This is a genomic window from Burkholderia sp. YHN3-13, assembly GCF_055810675.1.
Window position 1 is genome coordinate 807234 of the sequence record NZ_JBVVNQ010000001.1, and the last position, 15593, is coordinate 822826.

A 15593-nucleotide genomic window follows, 5' to 3' on the forward strand; every position below is an offset into this window, starting at 1 on the left:
GCCGAGCACGCGCGATGCCTTGCCGGCCGGGCGTCGACGGCCATCGACGAACACGCGCCGCGCGGTGCCGGCATCCCGAAAGCGAATCCGTGCCGTGCTGTTGCGCACGACACACCGGTGTTGCACGCGCAACAGCACCCGACGCGACTGTTGCTCACGCAACAGGCGTTGCGCCGGCCGTCGCGCCGCGTGGCGCCCGGGATGCCCGCGCCGCGTGCCGCCCGGCCGTTTCCGCTCATTGGCCCGGAACTTGCAACGTGGAACGGCCGCGCGTGCGACACCGCGCATCGACCACGCTTACCCAGACAGGGGAATCTCACACATGACAGACAGGCCCGATTCGTCATCGGACAAGCAGCAGACGTTCTGGTACGCCCGATCGCCCGTGCCGACGCCGCTCGGCATCGCCGTGCATCTCGGCTGGCTCAACGGCGAGACGTCGGCCGACGGCGTCGCGATCCGCTCGCCGCGCGGCGCCACGCGGCACGACGTGTCATCGATCAGCGATCACACGCTCGCGCAGTCGTTCCGCCAGGGCGGCAGCATCCCCGCGATGTGGGCGCGCTCGAACGACGCCAACACGCGCGTGATCGGGCTGTCGTGGGTCGACGAATCGCAACTGATCCTCGCGCGGCCCGAGTCGGGCATCCGCTCGGTGAAGGCGTTGCGCGGCCGCCGGATCGCGATTCCGAGCCGCCCCGACGACCGCATCGACATCTTTCGCGCGTCCGCGCTGCGCGGCTTCGTCAATGCACTGAGCCTCGACGGACTGACCACGCGCGACGTCGAGCTCGTCGACGTGCGCGCACGCACGCTGCAGGCCGTCGGGCCCGCGCGTGCGGCGAACCTGTTCGCGTCGCCGCACGGCTTTTCGAGCCGCGCGCTGTATGCGGCCGAAGCCGGCGCGCTGCTGCGCGGCGAAGTCGACGCGATCTACGTGAAAGGCTCGACGGGTCTCGAGATCGCGCAACTGATCGGCGCACACGTCGTGATCGACATCGGCTTTCATCCGGAGCGCTCGATCCGCAACAACAACGGCACGCCGCGCCCGCTGACCGTCAACGCGGACGTGCTCGCGAACCATCCGGACATCGTCGCCGGCTTCCTGAAGCTCGTGGTCGCCGCCGGCGAATGGGCGAGCACGCATCCCGACGAAACCGCGCACTACGTGGCGGGCGAAACCGCATCGTCGATCGACTGGGTGCGAGCCGCGTACGGCAACCAGCTGCACCGCCATCTCGGCGTCAATCTCGACGACGAATCGGTCGCCGCGCTCGACGAGTTCAAGACGTTCCTGCGCGAGCACGGCTTTCTGGAAACCGACTTCGACGTCGCCGACTGGATCGACCCGCGCCCGCTCGCCGACGTGCTGCGGCCGTCGTGGCAGAAACGCGCGTGAGCCCCTTTTTCGTTCACTGTTCGGGACCATCATGAAATACTCCCTCTCCCTCGCGTCACTGCGCCGCCTGCTGCGCGCGCTGCTCGCCGTGCTACCGCTGGCGGCCGCGTCGCTCGCGGCACCGGCCGCGCATGCGCAAGACGCGCCCAAGGTCGTGCGCATTGCCGTCGTCGCGTACTCGAGCGGCGGCAAGACGCAATATGCCGGCGCATCCGCGCTGATCGACGCCGACAAGTCGCTCGAGAAGGCGCTGGCCGCCCGGCACGTGAAGCTGCAATGGGTGCCGGTGTCGACCGCGGCGGTCGGCACGCTCGTCAACGAGGCGTTCACGAACGGCAGCATCGATTTCGCGGGCTACGGCGACCTGCCGTCGGTCGTCGTCAACGCGTCGGGCACGCACACGCGCCTGATCGTGCCGGGCGGCGCCGGCAGCAACACGTATCTGGTCGTGCCGGCCGGCTCGACCGCGAAGTCGATCGTCGATCTGAAAGGCAAGCGCATCGCGCTCAATCGCGGCCGGCCGTGGGAAGTCACGTTCGGCAAGCTGCTCGCCGAAAACGGGCTGAAGCTGTCCGACTTCAAGATCTACAACCTCGATCCGCAGGCCGGCGCGGCAGCCGTCGCGGCCGGCCGCGTCGACGGCTTCTTTACGCTGTCCGACGCGTATTCGCTCGTCGACAAGAACGTCGGCAAGATCATCTGGTCGACCAAGACCGCGCCCGACGACTGGAAGATGCGCGCCGAACTGTGGGCATCCGACGATTTCGTGCGGCGCTACCCCGACGTCACGCAGCTCGTCGCGACGGCCTACGTGCGGGCCGCGCACTGGATCTCGCAGCCGCAGAACCGCGATGCGTACGTGAAGATCCTGAGCGCGTCGGGCCAGCCCGAAAGCGTCGTGCGCCGCGAATACGCGGACGAATCGACGCCGTGGAAAGAGCAATGGACGCCGCTCTTCACGCCGGCGCTTACCGGCCACTACCGCGATGTCGTCGCGTACAGCCGCCAGGCCGGCCTGACGTCGGTGCCGGTCGACGTGAACGCGCTGCTCGCGCCGACCTTCGTGGCGACCGCGCTCAAGCAGCTTGGTCTCGACGGCTACTGGCGCGCCGATGCCGCGCGCGTCGCGAGCCGCTGATGGCGATGCGCGCCCTCGCGCCGAACGGCTGGCGCGCGATCCGCCTGCCCGGCCTCGCGCGGCTCGGCGAACATGCGCTGTGGTGGATCACGCCCTTTACGTTCGCCGCGCTGTGGTGGCTCGCGAGCGCGCAGCGCTGGTTTCCGCCGCAGCTCGTCGTGCCGCCCGAACGCCTCGCCGCGACGCTGCGCACGCTGCTCGACACCGGCGAACTGCGCGACAACCTGCTGATCACGCTGCATCGCCTCGCGCTCGGCTTCGCGCTCGGCGCAACCGGCGGCGCCGCGTTCGGCATCCTGCTCGCACGCAGCCGGCTGTTCGCCGACTACCTGCGGCCGACCTTCGACCTGCTGCGGCAAGTGCCGACGCTCACGCTGATTCCGCTGCTGATCCTGCTGATCGGCGTCGACGAGCCGTTGAAGCTCGCCGTCGTCGGCAAGGCCGTGTTCTTCCCGGTCGCGCTGGCCGCGTACACGGGCGTGCACGATGCGCCGCGCGATCTCGTCGAAATGGCGCGCCACTACGGGCTCGGCCGCTTCGCGCTACTGCGCGACGTGCTGCTGCCGGCCGCGCTGCCGCCGCTGCTGACGGGCGTGCGGATCGCACTCGCGCGCGCGTGGCTCGCCCTCGTCGCGGTCGAGCTGCTCAGCGCCGACAGCGGGATCGGCCAGATGATGGAACTCGCGCGGCAGATGCTGCGGCTCGACGTGGTGCTCGTCGACGTCGCCGTGATCGGGCTGATCGGTTTCGCGCTCGACCGCTCGATCGCGCTCGTGCAGCGCTACGCATTGCGCTGGCAGACGCCCGCGCGCTGACTTTGACTGGATACGCTTCGGCATGACCTTCGCCACCCGCGCTTTCTCGTTCGCCCCGCTGCGCCGCCGCGCGCGCGGCCTCGTCGTGCCGGCCCTGCTGATCGCCGCGTGGCAAGCTGCCTCGTCCGGCGACGCGGCCCACCAATACGCATTCGTGCCGCTGCAGCAGGTCGGCGCGGCGCTCGTCGAACTCGCCCGCAGCGGCGAACTCGCAACCGATCTCGGCGCGAGCCTGCGCCGCACGACGCTCGGGCTCGGGTTCGGCGTCGCGGCTGGGCTCGGGTTCGGCGCGGTACTGGCGCGTTCGCCGCTCGCGCGCAAGCTCGCCGAACCGGCGTTCCAGGCGTTGCGCTACGTGCCGCTGCTCGGGCTGATTCCGCTGCTGAGCCTGTGGGCCGGCACCGGCGAATTCGCCAAGGTGTTCATCATCGCGCTCGCCGCGTTCTACCCGATGACCACCGCCAGCTTCGACGGGCTGCGCCGCGTCGATCCACGTTATGTCGAACTCGCGCAGTCGTATCGGCTGACGCGCGTCGGCCTGTGGCGCGACGTGCTGATACCGGGCGCATTGCCCGACCTGTTCGCGGGCGTGCTGCAGGCCGTGCCGTTCGCGTGGATCACCGCGACCAGCAGCGAGTTGCTGTTCAACACGGGGGCCGGTATCGGCAGCCTGATGCAGAATGCCCAGGCAGGCGCCCGCGCCGACGTGCTGCTCGTGTGCGTATTGGGCGTGACGGCGCTGGCCGTCGGGATGAGCGCGCTATGCGAGCGGATCGCGCGGCGCGCGCTGCGCTGGCGGGATCACGCCTGACGGCGCAGCCGCGCGTCGGCGTCGCCCGTGTCGCGCGGCTTCAGGATACCGAGCTGCGCGAGCCGCGCTCGCACGATGTTGCGCGACTGGTCGAGCAGGCGCGACATGCGCAGCTGGTTGTGATCGCTGTAGTCGAACACGCTGCGGTAGACGGTGTCCTCGATGTGCTGCCAAAGCGCCGGCGTTCCCAGATCCAGCAATTCGATCACCGCATGACGCAGCGCCTCGGTCGCTTCGGCGACGTCGCGTGCGCGGCGCGGCGGTGCGGCGGCCGCACCCGGCGCGCCGGCCGTGTCGGGCGCGAGCGACAGCGCCGAGAACTGCAGGTCGCCGACGTCGATCGCCCCGCCCGCGCAGATCAGCACCGCGTGGTGGATCACGTTCTCCAGCTCGCGGATGTTGCCGGGCCACGCATGCGCATGCAGTCGGGCGCGTGCGGCGTCGGTCAGCGTCGGCGCGGCCACGCGCAGCCGCTTCGCATAGGTGTCGATGAAATGCTCGATCAGCGGCGCGATGTCGCCGGGCCGCTCGCGCAGCGGCAGCAGGCTCAGCTTCACGACGTTGAGCCGGTAGTACAGGTCCTCGCGGAAATTGCCCGCGCGCACCGCCGCCTCGAGATTCACGTTGGTCGCCGCGACCAGCCGCACGTCGATCTTCACGGTCTTGCGCGAGCCGACCGGCGTCACCTCGCGCTCCTGCAGCACGCGCAGCAGCTTGACCTGCGCGGACAGCGGCAGGTCGCCCACCTCGTCGAGAAAGAGCGTGCCGCGATTCGCGGATTCGAACCAGCCGGGCTGGGCATTGATTGCGCCGGTGAACGCGCCGCGCTCGTGGCCGAACAGCTCGCTTTCGATCAGCGTCTCGGAAAATGCGCCGCAGTTGACCGCGACGAACGGGCCGTCATGGCGCTCGCTCAGCGAATGCACGAGGCGCGCGATCAGCTCCTTGCCGGTGCCGCTCTCGCCGGTGACGAGCACCGTCGCATCGCTCGGTGCGACGAGCTGGATGCGTTCGAGCAGCACCCGCGATTTGGGATCGTCGAACGTCAGTGCCTTCGCGCGGATCGTGATCGCGTGCGAAGTCGGGTCCGGCAAGCTGAAGATGGCCATGGCACGACCGGCGTGTTGAACGGGGAAGGTTCGACGATAGCAAGGCGCACGCCGGCCACGAACCAATTCATCGAGCTATCGGTATGACGGCGGCCGGATTGCGTCGGCCGCCGTGCGGCGTCAGGCAAGACCGGTCATCTTCCACTGCTGTTCGAGCGCGCCCGGCCCGAAGTCGAGCGAGCCGCCGAGCGGTTCCGCGAGCGCCTGGAAATACGCGGCTTCCTCGAGGATCAGGATGTACTTCGATACGTCGAGGATCGACTTGCCCCAGAACGTCGCGCCGCCGTTTGCCTCGATGATTGCCGGCACGTCGGGATCGCGCCGGATCGTATCGACGATGAAGCGCGGCTCGCCCGGGCGACGATCGACGTAGACCGGAATCTCGCGAGCCCGCGTGTAGCGCGCGGCCGGCGCATAACGGATCGGCAGCGGGCGATGCGCGCTCGCCCACGCACCGAGATACGGGCCATGCACGTGTATCACGACGTCCACTTCAGGCGCCTCGCGGAACACGCCCGCGTAACGCGGGCCGTTGCCGCCCGCGCGCGCGTCGCCGTGCAGCACGTCGCCGTCGAGCGTCACGACGACGGGTTGAATGTCCTGTGACGCGGCCCACGGGCTCGGCGCAGACAGCGCGACGACGAGCTCCGTGCCCGGCACGCGCTGGAACGCCTGGAACGTGTTGGTCGCGGACAACGTGCGCGTTTCCTTCAGCACGCGCGCGGCCTGCGTGAACTCGCGCGTGGCGCGCTCGACGAATGCCACGAGTTCGCCGCTGTCGATGGCTTGGGTGACGGACATGAGAACGGTTTCCTTGATCGGATGGACGGAGGGACTCGCGTCGCGACACCGCGACGCACGGCCACCGGATCAGCAGCAATCGTGCCAACCCGGCGTGCGCGCTGCGCGGGCCGGCCGGCGTGGCGCTCGCGCGATGCCCGACCCGCGCGATGCTATCCGCGAGCGTGCGCCTGTTGCGGGAGCAACACTGTACCGGCCGCGATTGCTGCGCGACGCGCAGCGCGTGCACGTGCACCATCCGCGTGGTGCCGACCGGTTGCCCGCCGCACCGCGCGTGGCGTGCGCAACGAACGTGCTGGTTCGAAACTTGCGTCGTGGTCGGCCCGCACCGGCCTTGCACGGTGCATCCGATCTCATCCACCTTCATCCGACCATGACGCTCCTTCCCCTGCGCGGTGTTGCCGCGCGCGCGCTGCTCATCTCGGCACTCGCCGTGCCTTCCGTCGTTTCGCTCGCGGCCTCGCCCGGCCATGTTCCCGTGCCCGATCCGCTGCAGGGCGACGGCCGCGTGTCCGCGTTCTACACGTGGGACCGCGACATCCCGGCCACTCCCGGCGCGCTGCTGCGCTCCGAACCACTGCCGGCCACGCTCGGGCTCGCGGGCGCCGCGCGGCAGTTGCGCATCTTGTATGCATCGACCGACGGCGTCGGCGGCCGGACGCCGATCGCGGTGTCGGGCGCGCTGTTCGTGCCGCGCGGCACACCGCCGGCCGGCGGCTGGCCGATCGTCGCATGGGCGCACGGCACGTTCGGGATGGCCGATATCTGCGCGCCGTCGTGGTTCGGCCGCTCGTATCGCGACGTGCGCTACCTGAACGCATGGCTTCAGCAAGGGTTCGCGGTGGTCGCGACCGACTACCAGGGCCTCGGCACGCCCGGCCCGAATCCGCAGCTCAACAACCGCTCGAACAGCTACACGCTGCTCGACAGCGTGCGTGCGGTGCTCGGCGGCGTGCCGGGCCTCGCGAACGAAGTCGTGCTCGTCGGCCAGTCGCAAGGCGGCTCGGCCGTCATCGCGGCGGCCGGCTACGCACCCGTCTACGCGCCGGAACTGGCGATCCGCGCGACCGTCGCGACCGGGACGATCTACAACGCGTCGCGTGCCACGCTCGCGTCGTTGCCGCCGTTCGAGACGGCCTACCGGCGCGATCCCGACCGCGTCGACCCGACGCTTGCGTACCAGTTCTACTCGGTGCTGTCGGCGCAGCAGATCGACCCGTCACTGCGCGCCGACGAAGTGTTGACCGACCGCGCGCTGCCGATTCTCGAGCAATCGCGCATCGGCTGCCTCGCGTCGCTCGAGGACGACGCGGCGCTCGCGCACCTCACGCACGCGAATACGGTCAAGCCGGGCGGCGATGCGCGGCTGAAAGCATGGTGGGACGACTACCTGAAATATCCGACACTGAAGCTCGCCACCCCCGTCTTCATCGGCGCGGGCGCGGACGACGGGCTGGCGCCGCTCGAACTCGCGCTGGCGAAGGACGCGTGCGCGGCGGGCACGACGGTCGAGGCACACCTGTACGCGGGCCGCGAACACAACGGCACCGTGAACGCGTCGCTCGCCGATTCGATTCCGTTCGTGAAGCGCGTGCTCGCCGGCGAGACGATCCACCCGATTTGCTCGCCGGTCGCCCAGCAGTCCGCGTCGCAATAGCCGGGTCCCTGCGCTTTGCACGACGACGCGAATGCTTGTGCAAATCCGTTATTGGATCGCGCCGCTGCCCGTTTTTATACTCGTCAGCACTCTCTGTTGAAGAGTGCCAGCCCAATCCGACAGATCAGCACAGGACGAAAAAATGAGCCTACGCCCCTTGCACGACCGCGTGATCGTGAAGCGACTCGACCAGGAAACCACCACCGCGTCGGGCATCGTGATCCCCGACAGCGCCGCCGAAAAACCCGACCAGGGCGAAGTGATCGCCGTTGGCCCCGGCCGGAAGGATGCCGACGGCCAGCGCATCGTGCCCGACCTGCAGATCGGCGAGCGCGTGCTGTTCGGCAAGTACGCGGGCCAGGCCGTCAAAGTGGACGGCAACGAGTTTCTCGTGCTGCGCGAGGAAGACATCGTCGCGGTCGTCAATCAATAACGGAGCGCAATCATGGCAGCCAAGGAAATCATTTTCAGCGACGTCGCACGGGCAAGACTGACCGAAGGCGTGAACATCCTCGCGAACGCGGTGAAGGTGACGCTCGGGCCGAAGGGCCGCAACGTCGTGCTCGAACGCAGCTTCGGCGCGCCCGTCGTCACGAAGGACGGCGTGTCGGTCGCGAAGGAAATCGAACTCGCGGACAAGCTGCAGAACATCGGCGCGCAGCTCGTGAAGGAAGTCGCGTCGCGCACCAGCGATGCAGCCGGCGACGGCACGACGACGGCCACGGTGCTCGCGCAGGCGATCGTCCGTGAAGGCCAGAAATACGTGGCGGCCGGGCTCAACCCGCTCGACCTGAAGCGCGGCATCGACAAGGCCGTCGCGGCGGCCGTCGACGAGCTGAAGAAGATCAGCAAGCCGACCACCACGAGCAAGGAAATCGCGCAGGTCGCGACGATCTCCGCGAACGGCGAGGAATCGATCGGCCAGCGCATCGCCGAGGCGATCGACCGCGTCGGCAAGGAAGGCGTGATCACCGTCGAGGACGGCAAGTCGCTCGCCGACGAGCTCGACGTCGTCGAAGGGCTGCAGTTCGACCGCGGCTACTTGTCGCCGTATTTCATCAACAATCCCGACAAGCAGATCGCCGAGATCGAAAGCCCGTACATCCTGCTGCACGACAAGAAGATCTCGAACATCCGCGACCTGCTGCCGGTGCTCGAACAGGTCGCGAAGTCGGGCCGGCCGCTGCTGATCATCGCGGAAGACGTCGAAGGCGAAGCGCTCGCGACGCTCGTCGTCAACAACATCCGCGGGATCCTGAAGACGGTCGCGGTCAAGGCGCCGGGCTTCGGCGATCGCCGCAAGGCGCTGCTCGAGGACATCGCGATCCTCACCGGCGGGCAGGTGATCGCGGAGGAAACGGGCCTGACGCTCGAGAAGGCGACGCTCGCCGAGCTCGGCCAGGCGAAGCGCATCGAGGTCGGCAAGGAAAACACGACCGTGATCGACGGCGCGGGCGATGCGAAGAACATCGAGGCGCGCGTGAAGCAGATCCGCGTGCAGATCGACGAGGCGACGTCCGATTACGACCGTGAAAAACTGCAGGAGCGCGTGGCCAAGCTGGCCGGCGGTGTTGCCGTGATCAAGGTCGGCGGTGCGACCGAAATCGAGGTGAAGGAGAAGAAGGACCGCGTCGACGACGCGCTGCACGCGACGCGCGCGGCCGTCGAGGAAGGCATCGTGCCGGGCGGCGGCGTCGCGCTGATCCGCGTGCGGCAGGCGATCCGCGAACTGAAAGGCGTGAACGCCGACCAGGATGCGGGCATCAAGATCGTGCTGCGCGCGCTCGAGGAACCGCTGCGCCAGATCGTCACGAACGCGGGCGAGGAAGCGAGCGTCGTCGTCGCGAAGGTCGCGGAAGGCACGGGCAACTTCGGGTACAACGCGCAGACGGGCGAGTACGGCGATCTCGTCGAATCGGGCGTGCTCGATCCGACCAAGGTCACGCGCACGGCGCTGCAAAACGCGGCGTCGGTGGCCGGGCTGCTGCTGACGACCGATGCGACCGTGTTCGAAGCGCCGAAGGATGCGGCGCCGGCTGCCGCACCGGGCGGCCCGGGTGCGGGCGGGCCGGGCTTCGATTTCTGACGACGGGCCGTGCGCGCCGGTTCACCGGCGCGCGCAGCCGGGCAGGACGCGTAACGCGTGGCGACGCAAGTCGTCACGCGTTGTTGCATGGAAGCGGCGAAATGCGGTGGCCGGCAGGTCGAACCGGGCACCGACACACCGCTCTCACGCCTTTACGACCTTTTTACTTGCGCCGGCGAATACGTTCACTAGAATGGGTTCGCCATCCACCACCGAGCACGCGACATGCGCCTCCGAAGTCCTCGTCCTCCGAGTTGCTTTTCTGCCTGACAGGCAGGACGCCTGTGCCTCCCTCCCGAGCCATCGTCCTGCCGCCTGGCGGACGGTGCGCGCCGTAGTCCTCTCCGTGCACGCCTGAACACGACGTCGATGCGATCACCGCGCATCGGGAATGCATGCGCTCGAGCGTGTGCGCGGCACATCCTGTGCAACGAAGCGTCATCGATCCGCCGGTCCAACTCATTTACTACGCATACCTGAATTTTATTCAGAGAAATTTCCGTTACCGGAGCCCGGTCATGTTCGAGATTGACAAGCAGTACACACGCGAATTCATCCACACCGCCTGCGGCGGCAGCAAGCAGGGTTTCCTGCCGACGAAGAACGGCAAGGTCGTGGCCGCCTGCCTTCGCGCGGACCTCAATCCGCACGCGCCCGACGTGATCCTTTGCGACGGCAGCGCGTCCGCGCGCTCGGCCGGCAGGACGCTCGCCGCGCAACGCGATGCGATTCCGGTGTTCATCAAGACGGCAACCGATGCCTACCGCTTCGTCGGCCGGTACGTCGTCAGCGAATCGCTCACGGCGCCGCTCGACTGCGCGCCTTACGTGCGCAACAGCGGCTTCACCGCCGCGCAGATCTCGCGCGTGCTCAAGCTCGAGCGCAGCTGACACGCTTGCGCGGCGCATCACGCGCCGCGTCCCGCTCGTCTTTCATACAGGAGCAATCATGCTGGGCCTGACGTTCTGGAAACACGTGATCGGCGCGCGGACCGATGCAATCCGCGACAGCAGGACAACGGCGCACGACCGGCATCGCCGGGTATCGAGAACGCTCGTGCTGACCAGCGCCGCCGTGGCGTTCGCGGCGATCGCGTTCGGCGCGCCGGTCGTCGGCATTTCGGTCTTCCTGCTGACCACGCTGCCGTTCGTTTTGTCGGGTACGTGAGCCAGTCCGTAGCGGGCCCGGTTCCATCGTCGGTCGATATGAAATTTTAATACCGGCCCCCCTGTCTCTGACACTGTCTTTATGCGGCTTTGTCTAGGATTTCCCTGTCATCCCGACACGGAGCAATCCGCATGCAAACGCAGCAGGCCGCCGTGGGCGGCCAACCCGACCTTCCCCGCCCGCGCGGCGGCACGCCGTCCGCAGCTCGGCTCGCCGACGCCTGCCCGGTGGACAACATCCTGCTCGACGTCCCGGCCGAAAGCGCGACCCAGTTGTTCGACCTCGTCGCGCGCCATATCGCGCGCAGCGGCGGCGTATCCGCCGAACGGATCCGGACCGAACTCGCCAGGCGCGAGCAGCTCGGCTCGACCGGTCTCGGCCAGGGCGTCGCGATTCCGCACGCGCGGGTCGACGGGCTCGACTCGGCGGTCGCGCTGTTCGTCCGCGCGCTCTATCCGTTCGCGTTCAACGCGCCGGACCGCAAGCCCGTGCGCGAATTCATCGTGCTGGTCCTGCCGCGGGCGGACGACCGCACGCACCTCGAACTGCTCGCCGACGCGGCACGGTGTTTCAGCGAGCGCGCGTTCCGGCACGCGTCGCGCGATGCGCGAACGCCCGGCGAGCTTCACCTGCTGATGCAACGCACACACTGACGCCGCGTCGAACGGCGACAGGCACCTCCCTCCATTCATTCGGACTCCCATGTTCCCAGACCCTGAAAGTCCCACGCTCATGTCGCGACGCGCAGCCGGCCTGGCTCGCTCGCTGCCGTTCATGCAGGCGCTGCACGGGCGGACCGTCGTCATCGTCGATGGCGGCGCCGCGAGCGATGCACGCACCCGTGCGGCCTTCGCACAGGATGTCGCGCTGCTTGCGCTCACCGGCGTTCGTCCGGTCGTCGTCCAGGGCGGGCCGGCCGCGGCCGATACGCAATCGGTCGAGGCCGCGCATGCCGCGATGGCCGGCGTCAATCACGAACTGGTGCGCCTGATCGGCGGTCACGGTGCTAGGGCGATCGGCATCGACGGTCACGACGGCGGCCTGCTGGTCGCCCGCGCGGCACCCGACCGCACGCAGGCAAGCGCGGTCGCACGGTTCGACGGCGCCGCGTTGAACGCCTTCCTGGAAAACGGACTCGTGCCCGTCGTGATGCCGGTCGCACCGGACGACGCGGGCCACGCGCACATGCTGCGCCCGGAACGGCTCGGCAGCCTGTTCGCGCAATGCACCGGTGCCGTCACGCTGGTGATGATGGTCGACGGGGCATGGCTGCGCGAACTCGGCGAGCTCGCCGGGCTGTACGGCATCACGGAACTCGAACAATGGCTTGCCGAGCATCCGGCCGCCGATGCGGCGCCCTGCGTGCGGGACGCGCTCGATGCGCTCGCGCACGGCGTGCAGAACGTCCACCTCGCCGATATCGGGCAACCCGAATCGCTGATCGACGAACTGCTGACGGAGGAAGGATCGGGTGTGGTGTTCTGTCGGCGCGGCAACACCGACCTGCTGTCGGAAACCCGCCGATACTTCGCCGATTCGGCGTGCGTGCTGCGTGACGGGTTCAGCGTGGAGAAGAAGCCGGTCGTACGATTCTGACCGCGTAACGGGAAAACGCCTGCGGCGACCCGCAAGGGCCGCCGCAGGCGGGCAACAACGACATCACCGTCAACGGCGCGTCGCCAGCCGCTTCACGACACGCACCAGCGCATCGACCTCGTCGCACGTGTTGTAGAACGCGAGCGACGGCCGCACCGTGGCCTCGAGCCCGAAGCGCCGCAGGATCGGCTGCGCGCAGTGATGCCCGGAGCGCACCGCGATGCCCTCTTCGTTCAGCGCCTGCCCGACTTCCTCGGTTTCATAGCCCTTCAGCACGAACGACAGCACGCTCGCCTTGTCGCGCGCGGTGCCGACGAGCCGCACGCCCGGTACCGGCGCGAGCACGCTCGTCGCATACGCCAGCAGGTCGTGCTCGTAGCGCGCGATGTTCTCGATACCGATGCGGTTCACGTAATCGAGCGCGGCGCCGAGCCCCACCGCATCCGCGATGTTGCCGGTGCCGGCTTCGAACCGGTTCGGCGGCGGCTGGAACACCGTGCGCTCGAACGTCACGTCCGCGATCATGTTGCCGCCGCCCTGCCAGGGCGGCATGTCGTCGAGGATCGCGCGCTTGCCGTACACGACGCCGATCCCGGTCGGCCCGTAGATCTTGTGCCCGGAGAACACAAAGAAATCCGCATCGAGCGCCTGCACGTCGACGCGCATGTGCGAGATCGACTGCGCGCCGTCGACGAGCGCCTTCGCACCCGCGCGATGCGCAAGCTCGACGATCTCCTTCACCGGCACGACCGTGCCGAGCGCATTCGACACCTGCGTGACCGACACGATCTTCGTGCGGTCGTTGAGCAGCTTCCGGTATTCGTCGAGCAGCACCTGCCCCGAATCGTCGACCGGAATCACGCGCAGCTTCGCACCCTTGAGCGCGGCAAGCTGCTGCCACGGCACGATGTTCGCGTGATGCTCGAGATTCGACACGATGATCTCGTCGCCCTCGCCGACGTTCTGCACGCCCCACGACTTCGCGATCAGGTTGATCGCCTCGGTCGTGCCGCGCACGAACACGATCTCGTCCGGCGACGACGCGCCGATGAAGCGCTGCACCGTTTCCCGCGCATGCTCGTACGCATCCGTCGCGCGGCCCGCCAGGGCATGCGCCGCGCGGTGAATGTTCGAGTTCTCGTGTGCGTAGAAATACGCGAGCCGGTCGATCACGGCCTGCGGCTTGTGCGTCGTCGCCGCGTTGTCGAACCAGACGAGCTGCTTGCCGTTCACGCGCTCCTGCAGGATCGGGAAATCGCGGCGGATCGCGTTCACGTCGAACGGCGGGTGCGCGCCGCGGTACAACTGACCTTGCGGCTCGGCGGCATGTGTATCGTCGACGAAGTAGCGCGGCACGTCGGCGCCCGATGCACGCGACACCGGCACGTCGCGATGCACGGCGAGCAGTTCGCGCAACGCGTCGTCGCCCGGCAGCCCGAACGCTTCCGGCGACGCGAGGCCGTTCGACGGCACGACGATGTCCTGCGGCGTCCGCTGCCAGCCCTGCAGCGAGCCGTCGGTGAAGTAGTACGGCGACGCCTTCGCCGCGCCTTCCGGTGCCGGCGCATTCACCTGCGGCACGCCGAGCGCCGCGCCGCCGACGCGCGGTTCGAGCGCGGGCGCGATCGACACGGCGTTGTCGGGCAGCCCGTTCTGCGCGGCCGCATGCGGCGCGAGCGCCGGCACGCGGTTGCCGAGCGACAGCACGTGGGTCGGCGCGGACGGCGCGAGGTTCGCGCCGGGCACCTTGCCCTGCGGCAGCGCGAGCCCCGGCACGCCGGTGCCGGCCCCGCCCGGGCCCGCGAGCGGCGAGCCGCCGGGCACCGGATTGCTGACCGACGCGAGGATCGGCGCGGCCGCCGGCAACGCCGACGGAACGCCGCCGACCGCGCCGCTGCCGGCCGACAGCCCCGGCGCGGTGGCCTGCCCGGGCGGCGTCGCGAAGAACTCGGACGCGAGCCGCGCGAGCGTCGCCGGGTCGGGCAACCCCGCCGGCAGCGGCGCGTGCGGCAGCGCGTGCGCGTCGCCGCCGGCCAGGCCGGGATTAACGGTAGGTGTCGGGATAGTCATGGAACTTGCCGATTTCGACGTCATCGAGGACAGCCAGCGCATCCGGCGAATGGACCGCGAGCGAGCAATACAGCGAGATCAGGTACGACGCGATCGCCTGGTTGTTGATCCCCATGAAGCGCACCGACAGGCCCGGCCCCTGCTCGCCCGCGACACCCGGCTGATACAGGCCGACGACGCCCTGGCGCTTGTCGCCGACGCGCAGCAGCAGGATCTTGGTCTTGCCGTCCGCGACCGGCACCTTGTCCGACGGAATCAGCGGAATGCCGCGCCACGTGAGGAACTGCGAGCCGAACAGGCTGACCGTCGGCGGCGGCACGCCGCGCCGCGTGCATTCGCGGCCGAACGCGGCGATCGCGAGCGGGTGCGTGAGGAAGAAGGCCGGCTCCTTCCACACCTTCGTCAGCAGTTCGTCGAGATCGTCCGGCGTCGGCGCGCCCGTCAGCGGGAAAATCCGCTGTTCGTCGGTCACGTTCGCGAGCAGCCCGTAGTCCGGGTTGTTGATCAGCTGGCTTTCCTGCAGTTCCTTGATCGTCTCGATCGTCAGGCGCAGCTGTTCCTTGATCTGATCGTGAGGACTGCTGTAGAGATCCGAGATCCGCGTATGCACGTCGAGCACCGTGCTGACCGCGTTCAGGAAGTATTCGCGCGGCTGTTCCTCGTACGGCACGAAGGTCTGCGGCAGCACGCTTTCGTCCTCGAGCTGCGTGCACGCGGCGCGCACGGCTTCCGGGTTCTTCACCTGGTTCAGCCGGTAGATGCCGGCCTCGACCGGCACCCATTGCAGCAGATGGGTCAGCCAGCGCGGCGTGATCGTGGAAAGCTGGGGGACGGTCTTGGTAGCGTTCGCTAGTTGGCGGGCGGCGTGATCGCTCAGCGCAGCCGCGCCGCTTGCAACGGTCGACATGTGTGGCTCCGGGTTCTTAAGATGAAAAACGGGATTG

The 15593-nt window shown here is 68.7% G+C and carries 15 protein-coding genes; 11 read left to right on the top strand and 4 right to left on the bottom strand.

The window, feature by feature from the left end; all coding sequences use genetic code 11:
* Positions 1–322: 322 nt before the first annotated feature.
* Genes AC0KUR_RS03590 through AC0KUR_RS03605 form a run of 4 tightly spaced genes read left to right on the top strand, consistent with a single transcriptional unit; the run spans position 323 to position 4163 of the window.
* Positions 323–1399, top strand: a complete 1077-nt coding sequence (locus AC0KUR_RS03590) for an ABC transporter substrate-binding protein (protein ID WP_034188389.1) — start codon at positions 323–325, stop codon at positions 1397–1399.
* Between the two features lie 31 nt (positions 1400–1430).
* The gene (locus AC0KUR_RS03595; RefSeq protein WP_049036333.1) at positions 1431–2537 is read left to right on the top strand and encodes a PhnD/SsuA/transferrin family substrate-binding protein; all 1107 of its coding nucleotides are present in this window, start codon (positions 1431–1433) and stop codon (positions 2535–2537) included.
* Positions 2537–3352: an ABC transporter permease gene (locus AC0KUR_RS03600; protein WP_059559738.1), complete on the top strand. Its 816-nt coding sequence runs from the start codon at positions 2537–2539 to the stop codon at positions 3350–3352. Before AC0KUR_RS03595 ends, AC0KUR_RS03600 begins: the two co-directional genes overlap by 1 nt.
* A 22-nt stretch (positions 3353–3374) precedes the next feature.
* The gene (locus tag AC0KUR_RS03605) at positions 3375–4163 is read left to right on the top strand and encodes an ABC transporter permease (protein WP_049030693.1); all 789 of its coding nucleotides are present in this window, start codon (positions 3375–3377) and stop codon (positions 4161–4163) included.
* Here AC0KUR_RS03605 and AC0KUR_RS03610 read toward each other — a convergent pair.
* Positions 4154–5272, bottom strand: a complete 1119-nt coding sequence (locus tag AC0KUR_RS03610; protein WP_059559743.1) for a sigma-54 interaction domain-containing protein — start codon at positions 5270–5272, stop codon at positions 4154–4156. The genes AC0KUR_RS03605 and AC0KUR_RS03610 overlap by 10 nt on opposite strands.
* 120 nt (positions 5273–5392) lie before the next feature.
* Complete coding sequence (locus AC0KUR_RS03615; protein WP_034188394.1) at positions 5393–6073, bottom strand: class II aldolase/adducin family protein; 681 nt, start codon at positions 6071–6073, stop codon at positions 5393–5395.
* A gap of 373 nt (positions 6074–6446) precedes the next feature.
* On the opposite strand from AC0KUR_RS03615, the gene AC0KUR_RS03620 reads away from it, so the two are divergent.
* From AC0KUR_RS03620 to AC0KUR_RS03650, 7 genes are all read left to right on the top strand, one after another.
* A complete protein-coding gene (locus AC0KUR_RS03620) occupies positions 6447–7730 on the top strand; it encodes a lipase family protein (RefSeq protein ID WP_034188395.1) in 1284 nt (427 codons plus the stop codon).
* 142 nt (positions 7731–7872) lie between these two features.
* Positions 7873–8163: a co-chaperone GroES gene (locus tag AC0KUR_RS03625; RefSeq protein ID WP_034188396.1), complete on the top strand. Its 291-nt coding sequence runs from the start codon at positions 7873–7875 to the stop codon at positions 8161–8163.
* A 12-nt stretch (positions 8164–8175) separates the two neighbouring features.
* A complete protein-coding gene (gene groL / locus AC0KUR_RS03630) occupies positions 8176–9816 on the top strand; it encodes a chaperonin GroEL (RefSeq protein WP_034188397.1) in 1641 nt (546 codons plus the stop codon).
* Between the two features lie 518 nt (positions 9817–10334).
* Entirely contained in the window at positions 10335–10706 is a 372-nt protein-coding gene (locus AC0KUR_RS03635) for a DUF6697 family protein (protein WP_059559752.1), read from the top strand.
* Between the two features lie 58 nt (positions 10707–10764).
* Entirely contained in the window at positions 10765–10983 is a 219-nt protein-coding gene (locus AC0KUR_RS03640; RefSeq protein ID WP_226103875.1) for a hypothetical protein, read from the top strand.
* 131 nt (positions 10984–11114) lie between these two features.
* Positions 11115–11636, top strand: coding sequence for a PTS sugar transporter subunit IIA (locus AC0KUR_RS03645; RefSeq protein WP_473375378.1), 522 nt, complete (start codon positions 11115–11117; stop codon positions 11634–11636).
* Between the two features lie 49 nt (positions 11637–11685).
* The gene (locus AC0KUR_RS03650) at positions 11686–12579 is read left to right on the top strand and encodes an amino acid kinase family protein (RefSeq protein ID WP_473375379.1); all 894 of its coding nucleotides are present in this window, start codon (positions 11686–11688) and stop codon (positions 12577–12579) included.
* A gap of 69 nt (positions 12580–12648) precedes the next feature.
* Here AC0KUR_RS03650 and AC0KUR_RS03655 read toward each other — a convergent pair whose 3' ends face one another.
* Complete coding sequence (locus AC0KUR_RS03655; RefSeq protein ID WP_473375380.1) at positions 12649–14649, bottom strand: family 2A encapsulin nanocompartment cargo protein cysteine desulfurase; 2001 nt, start codon at positions 14647–14649, stop codon at positions 12649–12651.
* Complete coding sequence (locus AC0KUR_RS03660) at positions 14624–15556, bottom strand: family 2A encapsulin nanocompartment shell protein (protein ID WP_034188401.1); 933 nt, start codon at positions 15554–15556, stop codon at positions 14624–14626. Before AC0KUR_RS03660 ends, AC0KUR_RS03655 begins: the two co-directional genes overlap by 26 nt.
* Positions 15557–15593: the final 37 nt, after the last annotated feature.

What these genes read in the sequence shown, in the direction of transcription:
- AC0KUR_RS03590 (WP_034188389.1), top strand. Translation starts at nt 323, where the DNA reads ATGACAGACAGGCCCGATTCGTCATCGGACAAGCAGCAGACGTTCTGG.
- AC0KUR_RS03595 (WP_049036333.1), top strand. Translation starts at nt 1,431, where the DNA reads ATGAAATACTCCCTCTCCCTCGCGTCACTGCGCCGCCTGCTGCGCGCG.
- AC0KUR_RS03600 (WP_059559738.1), top strand. Translation starts at nt 2,537, where the DNA reads ATGGCGATGCGCGCCCTCGCGCCGAACGGCTGGCGCGCGATCCGCCTG.
- AC0KUR_RS03605 (WP_049030693.1), top strand. Translation starts at nt 3,375, where the DNA reads ATGACCTTCGCCACCCGCGCTTTCTCGTTCGCCCCGCTGCGCCGCCGC.
- AC0KUR_RS03610 (WP_059559743.1), bottom strand. Translation starts at nt 5,272, where the DNA reads ATGGCCATCTTCAGCTTGCCGGACCCGACTTCGCACGCGATCACGATC.
- AC0KUR_RS03615 (WP_034188394.1), bottom strand. Translation starts at nt 6,073, where the DNA reads ATGTCCGTCACCCAAGCCATCGACAGCGGCGAACTCGTGGCATTCGTC.
- AC0KUR_RS03620 (WP_034188395.1), top strand. Translation starts at nt 6,447, where the DNA reads ATGACGCTCCTTCCCCTGCGCGGTGTTGCCGCGCGCGCGCTGCTCATC.
- AC0KUR_RS03625 (WP_034188396.1), top strand. Translation starts at nt 7,873, where the DNA reads ATGAGCCTACGCCCCTTGCACGACCGCGTGATCGTGAAGCGACTCGAC.
- groL (WP_034188397.1), top strand. Translation starts at nt 8,176, where the DNA reads ATGGCAGCCAAGGAAATCATTTTCAGCGACGTCGCACGGGCAAGACTG.
- AC0KUR_RS03635 (WP_059559752.1), top strand. Translation starts at nt 10,335, where the DNA reads ATGTTCGAGATTGACAAGCAGTACACACGCGAATTCATCCACACCGCC.
- AC0KUR_RS03640 (WP_226103875.1), top strand. Translation starts at nt 10,765, where the DNA reads ATGCTGGGCCTGACGTTCTGGAAACACGTGATCGGCGCGCGGACCGAT.
- AC0KUR_RS03645 (WP_473375378.1), top strand. Translation starts at nt 11,115, where the DNA reads ATGCAAACGCAGCAGGCCGCCGTGGGCGGCCAACCCGACCTTCCCCGC.
- AC0KUR_RS03650 (WP_473375379.1), top strand. Translation starts at nt 11,686, where the DNA reads ATGTTCCCAGACCCTGAAAGTCCCACGCTCATGTCGCGACGCGCAGCC.
- AC0KUR_RS03655 (WP_473375380.1), bottom strand. Translation starts at nt 14,649, where the DNA reads ATGACTATCCCGACACCTACCGTTAATCCCGGCCTGGCCGGCGGCGAC.
- AC0KUR_RS03660 (WP_034188401.1), bottom strand. Translation starts at nt 15,556, where the DNA reads ATGTCGACCGTTGCAAGCGGCGCGGCTGCGCTGAGCGATCACGCCGCC.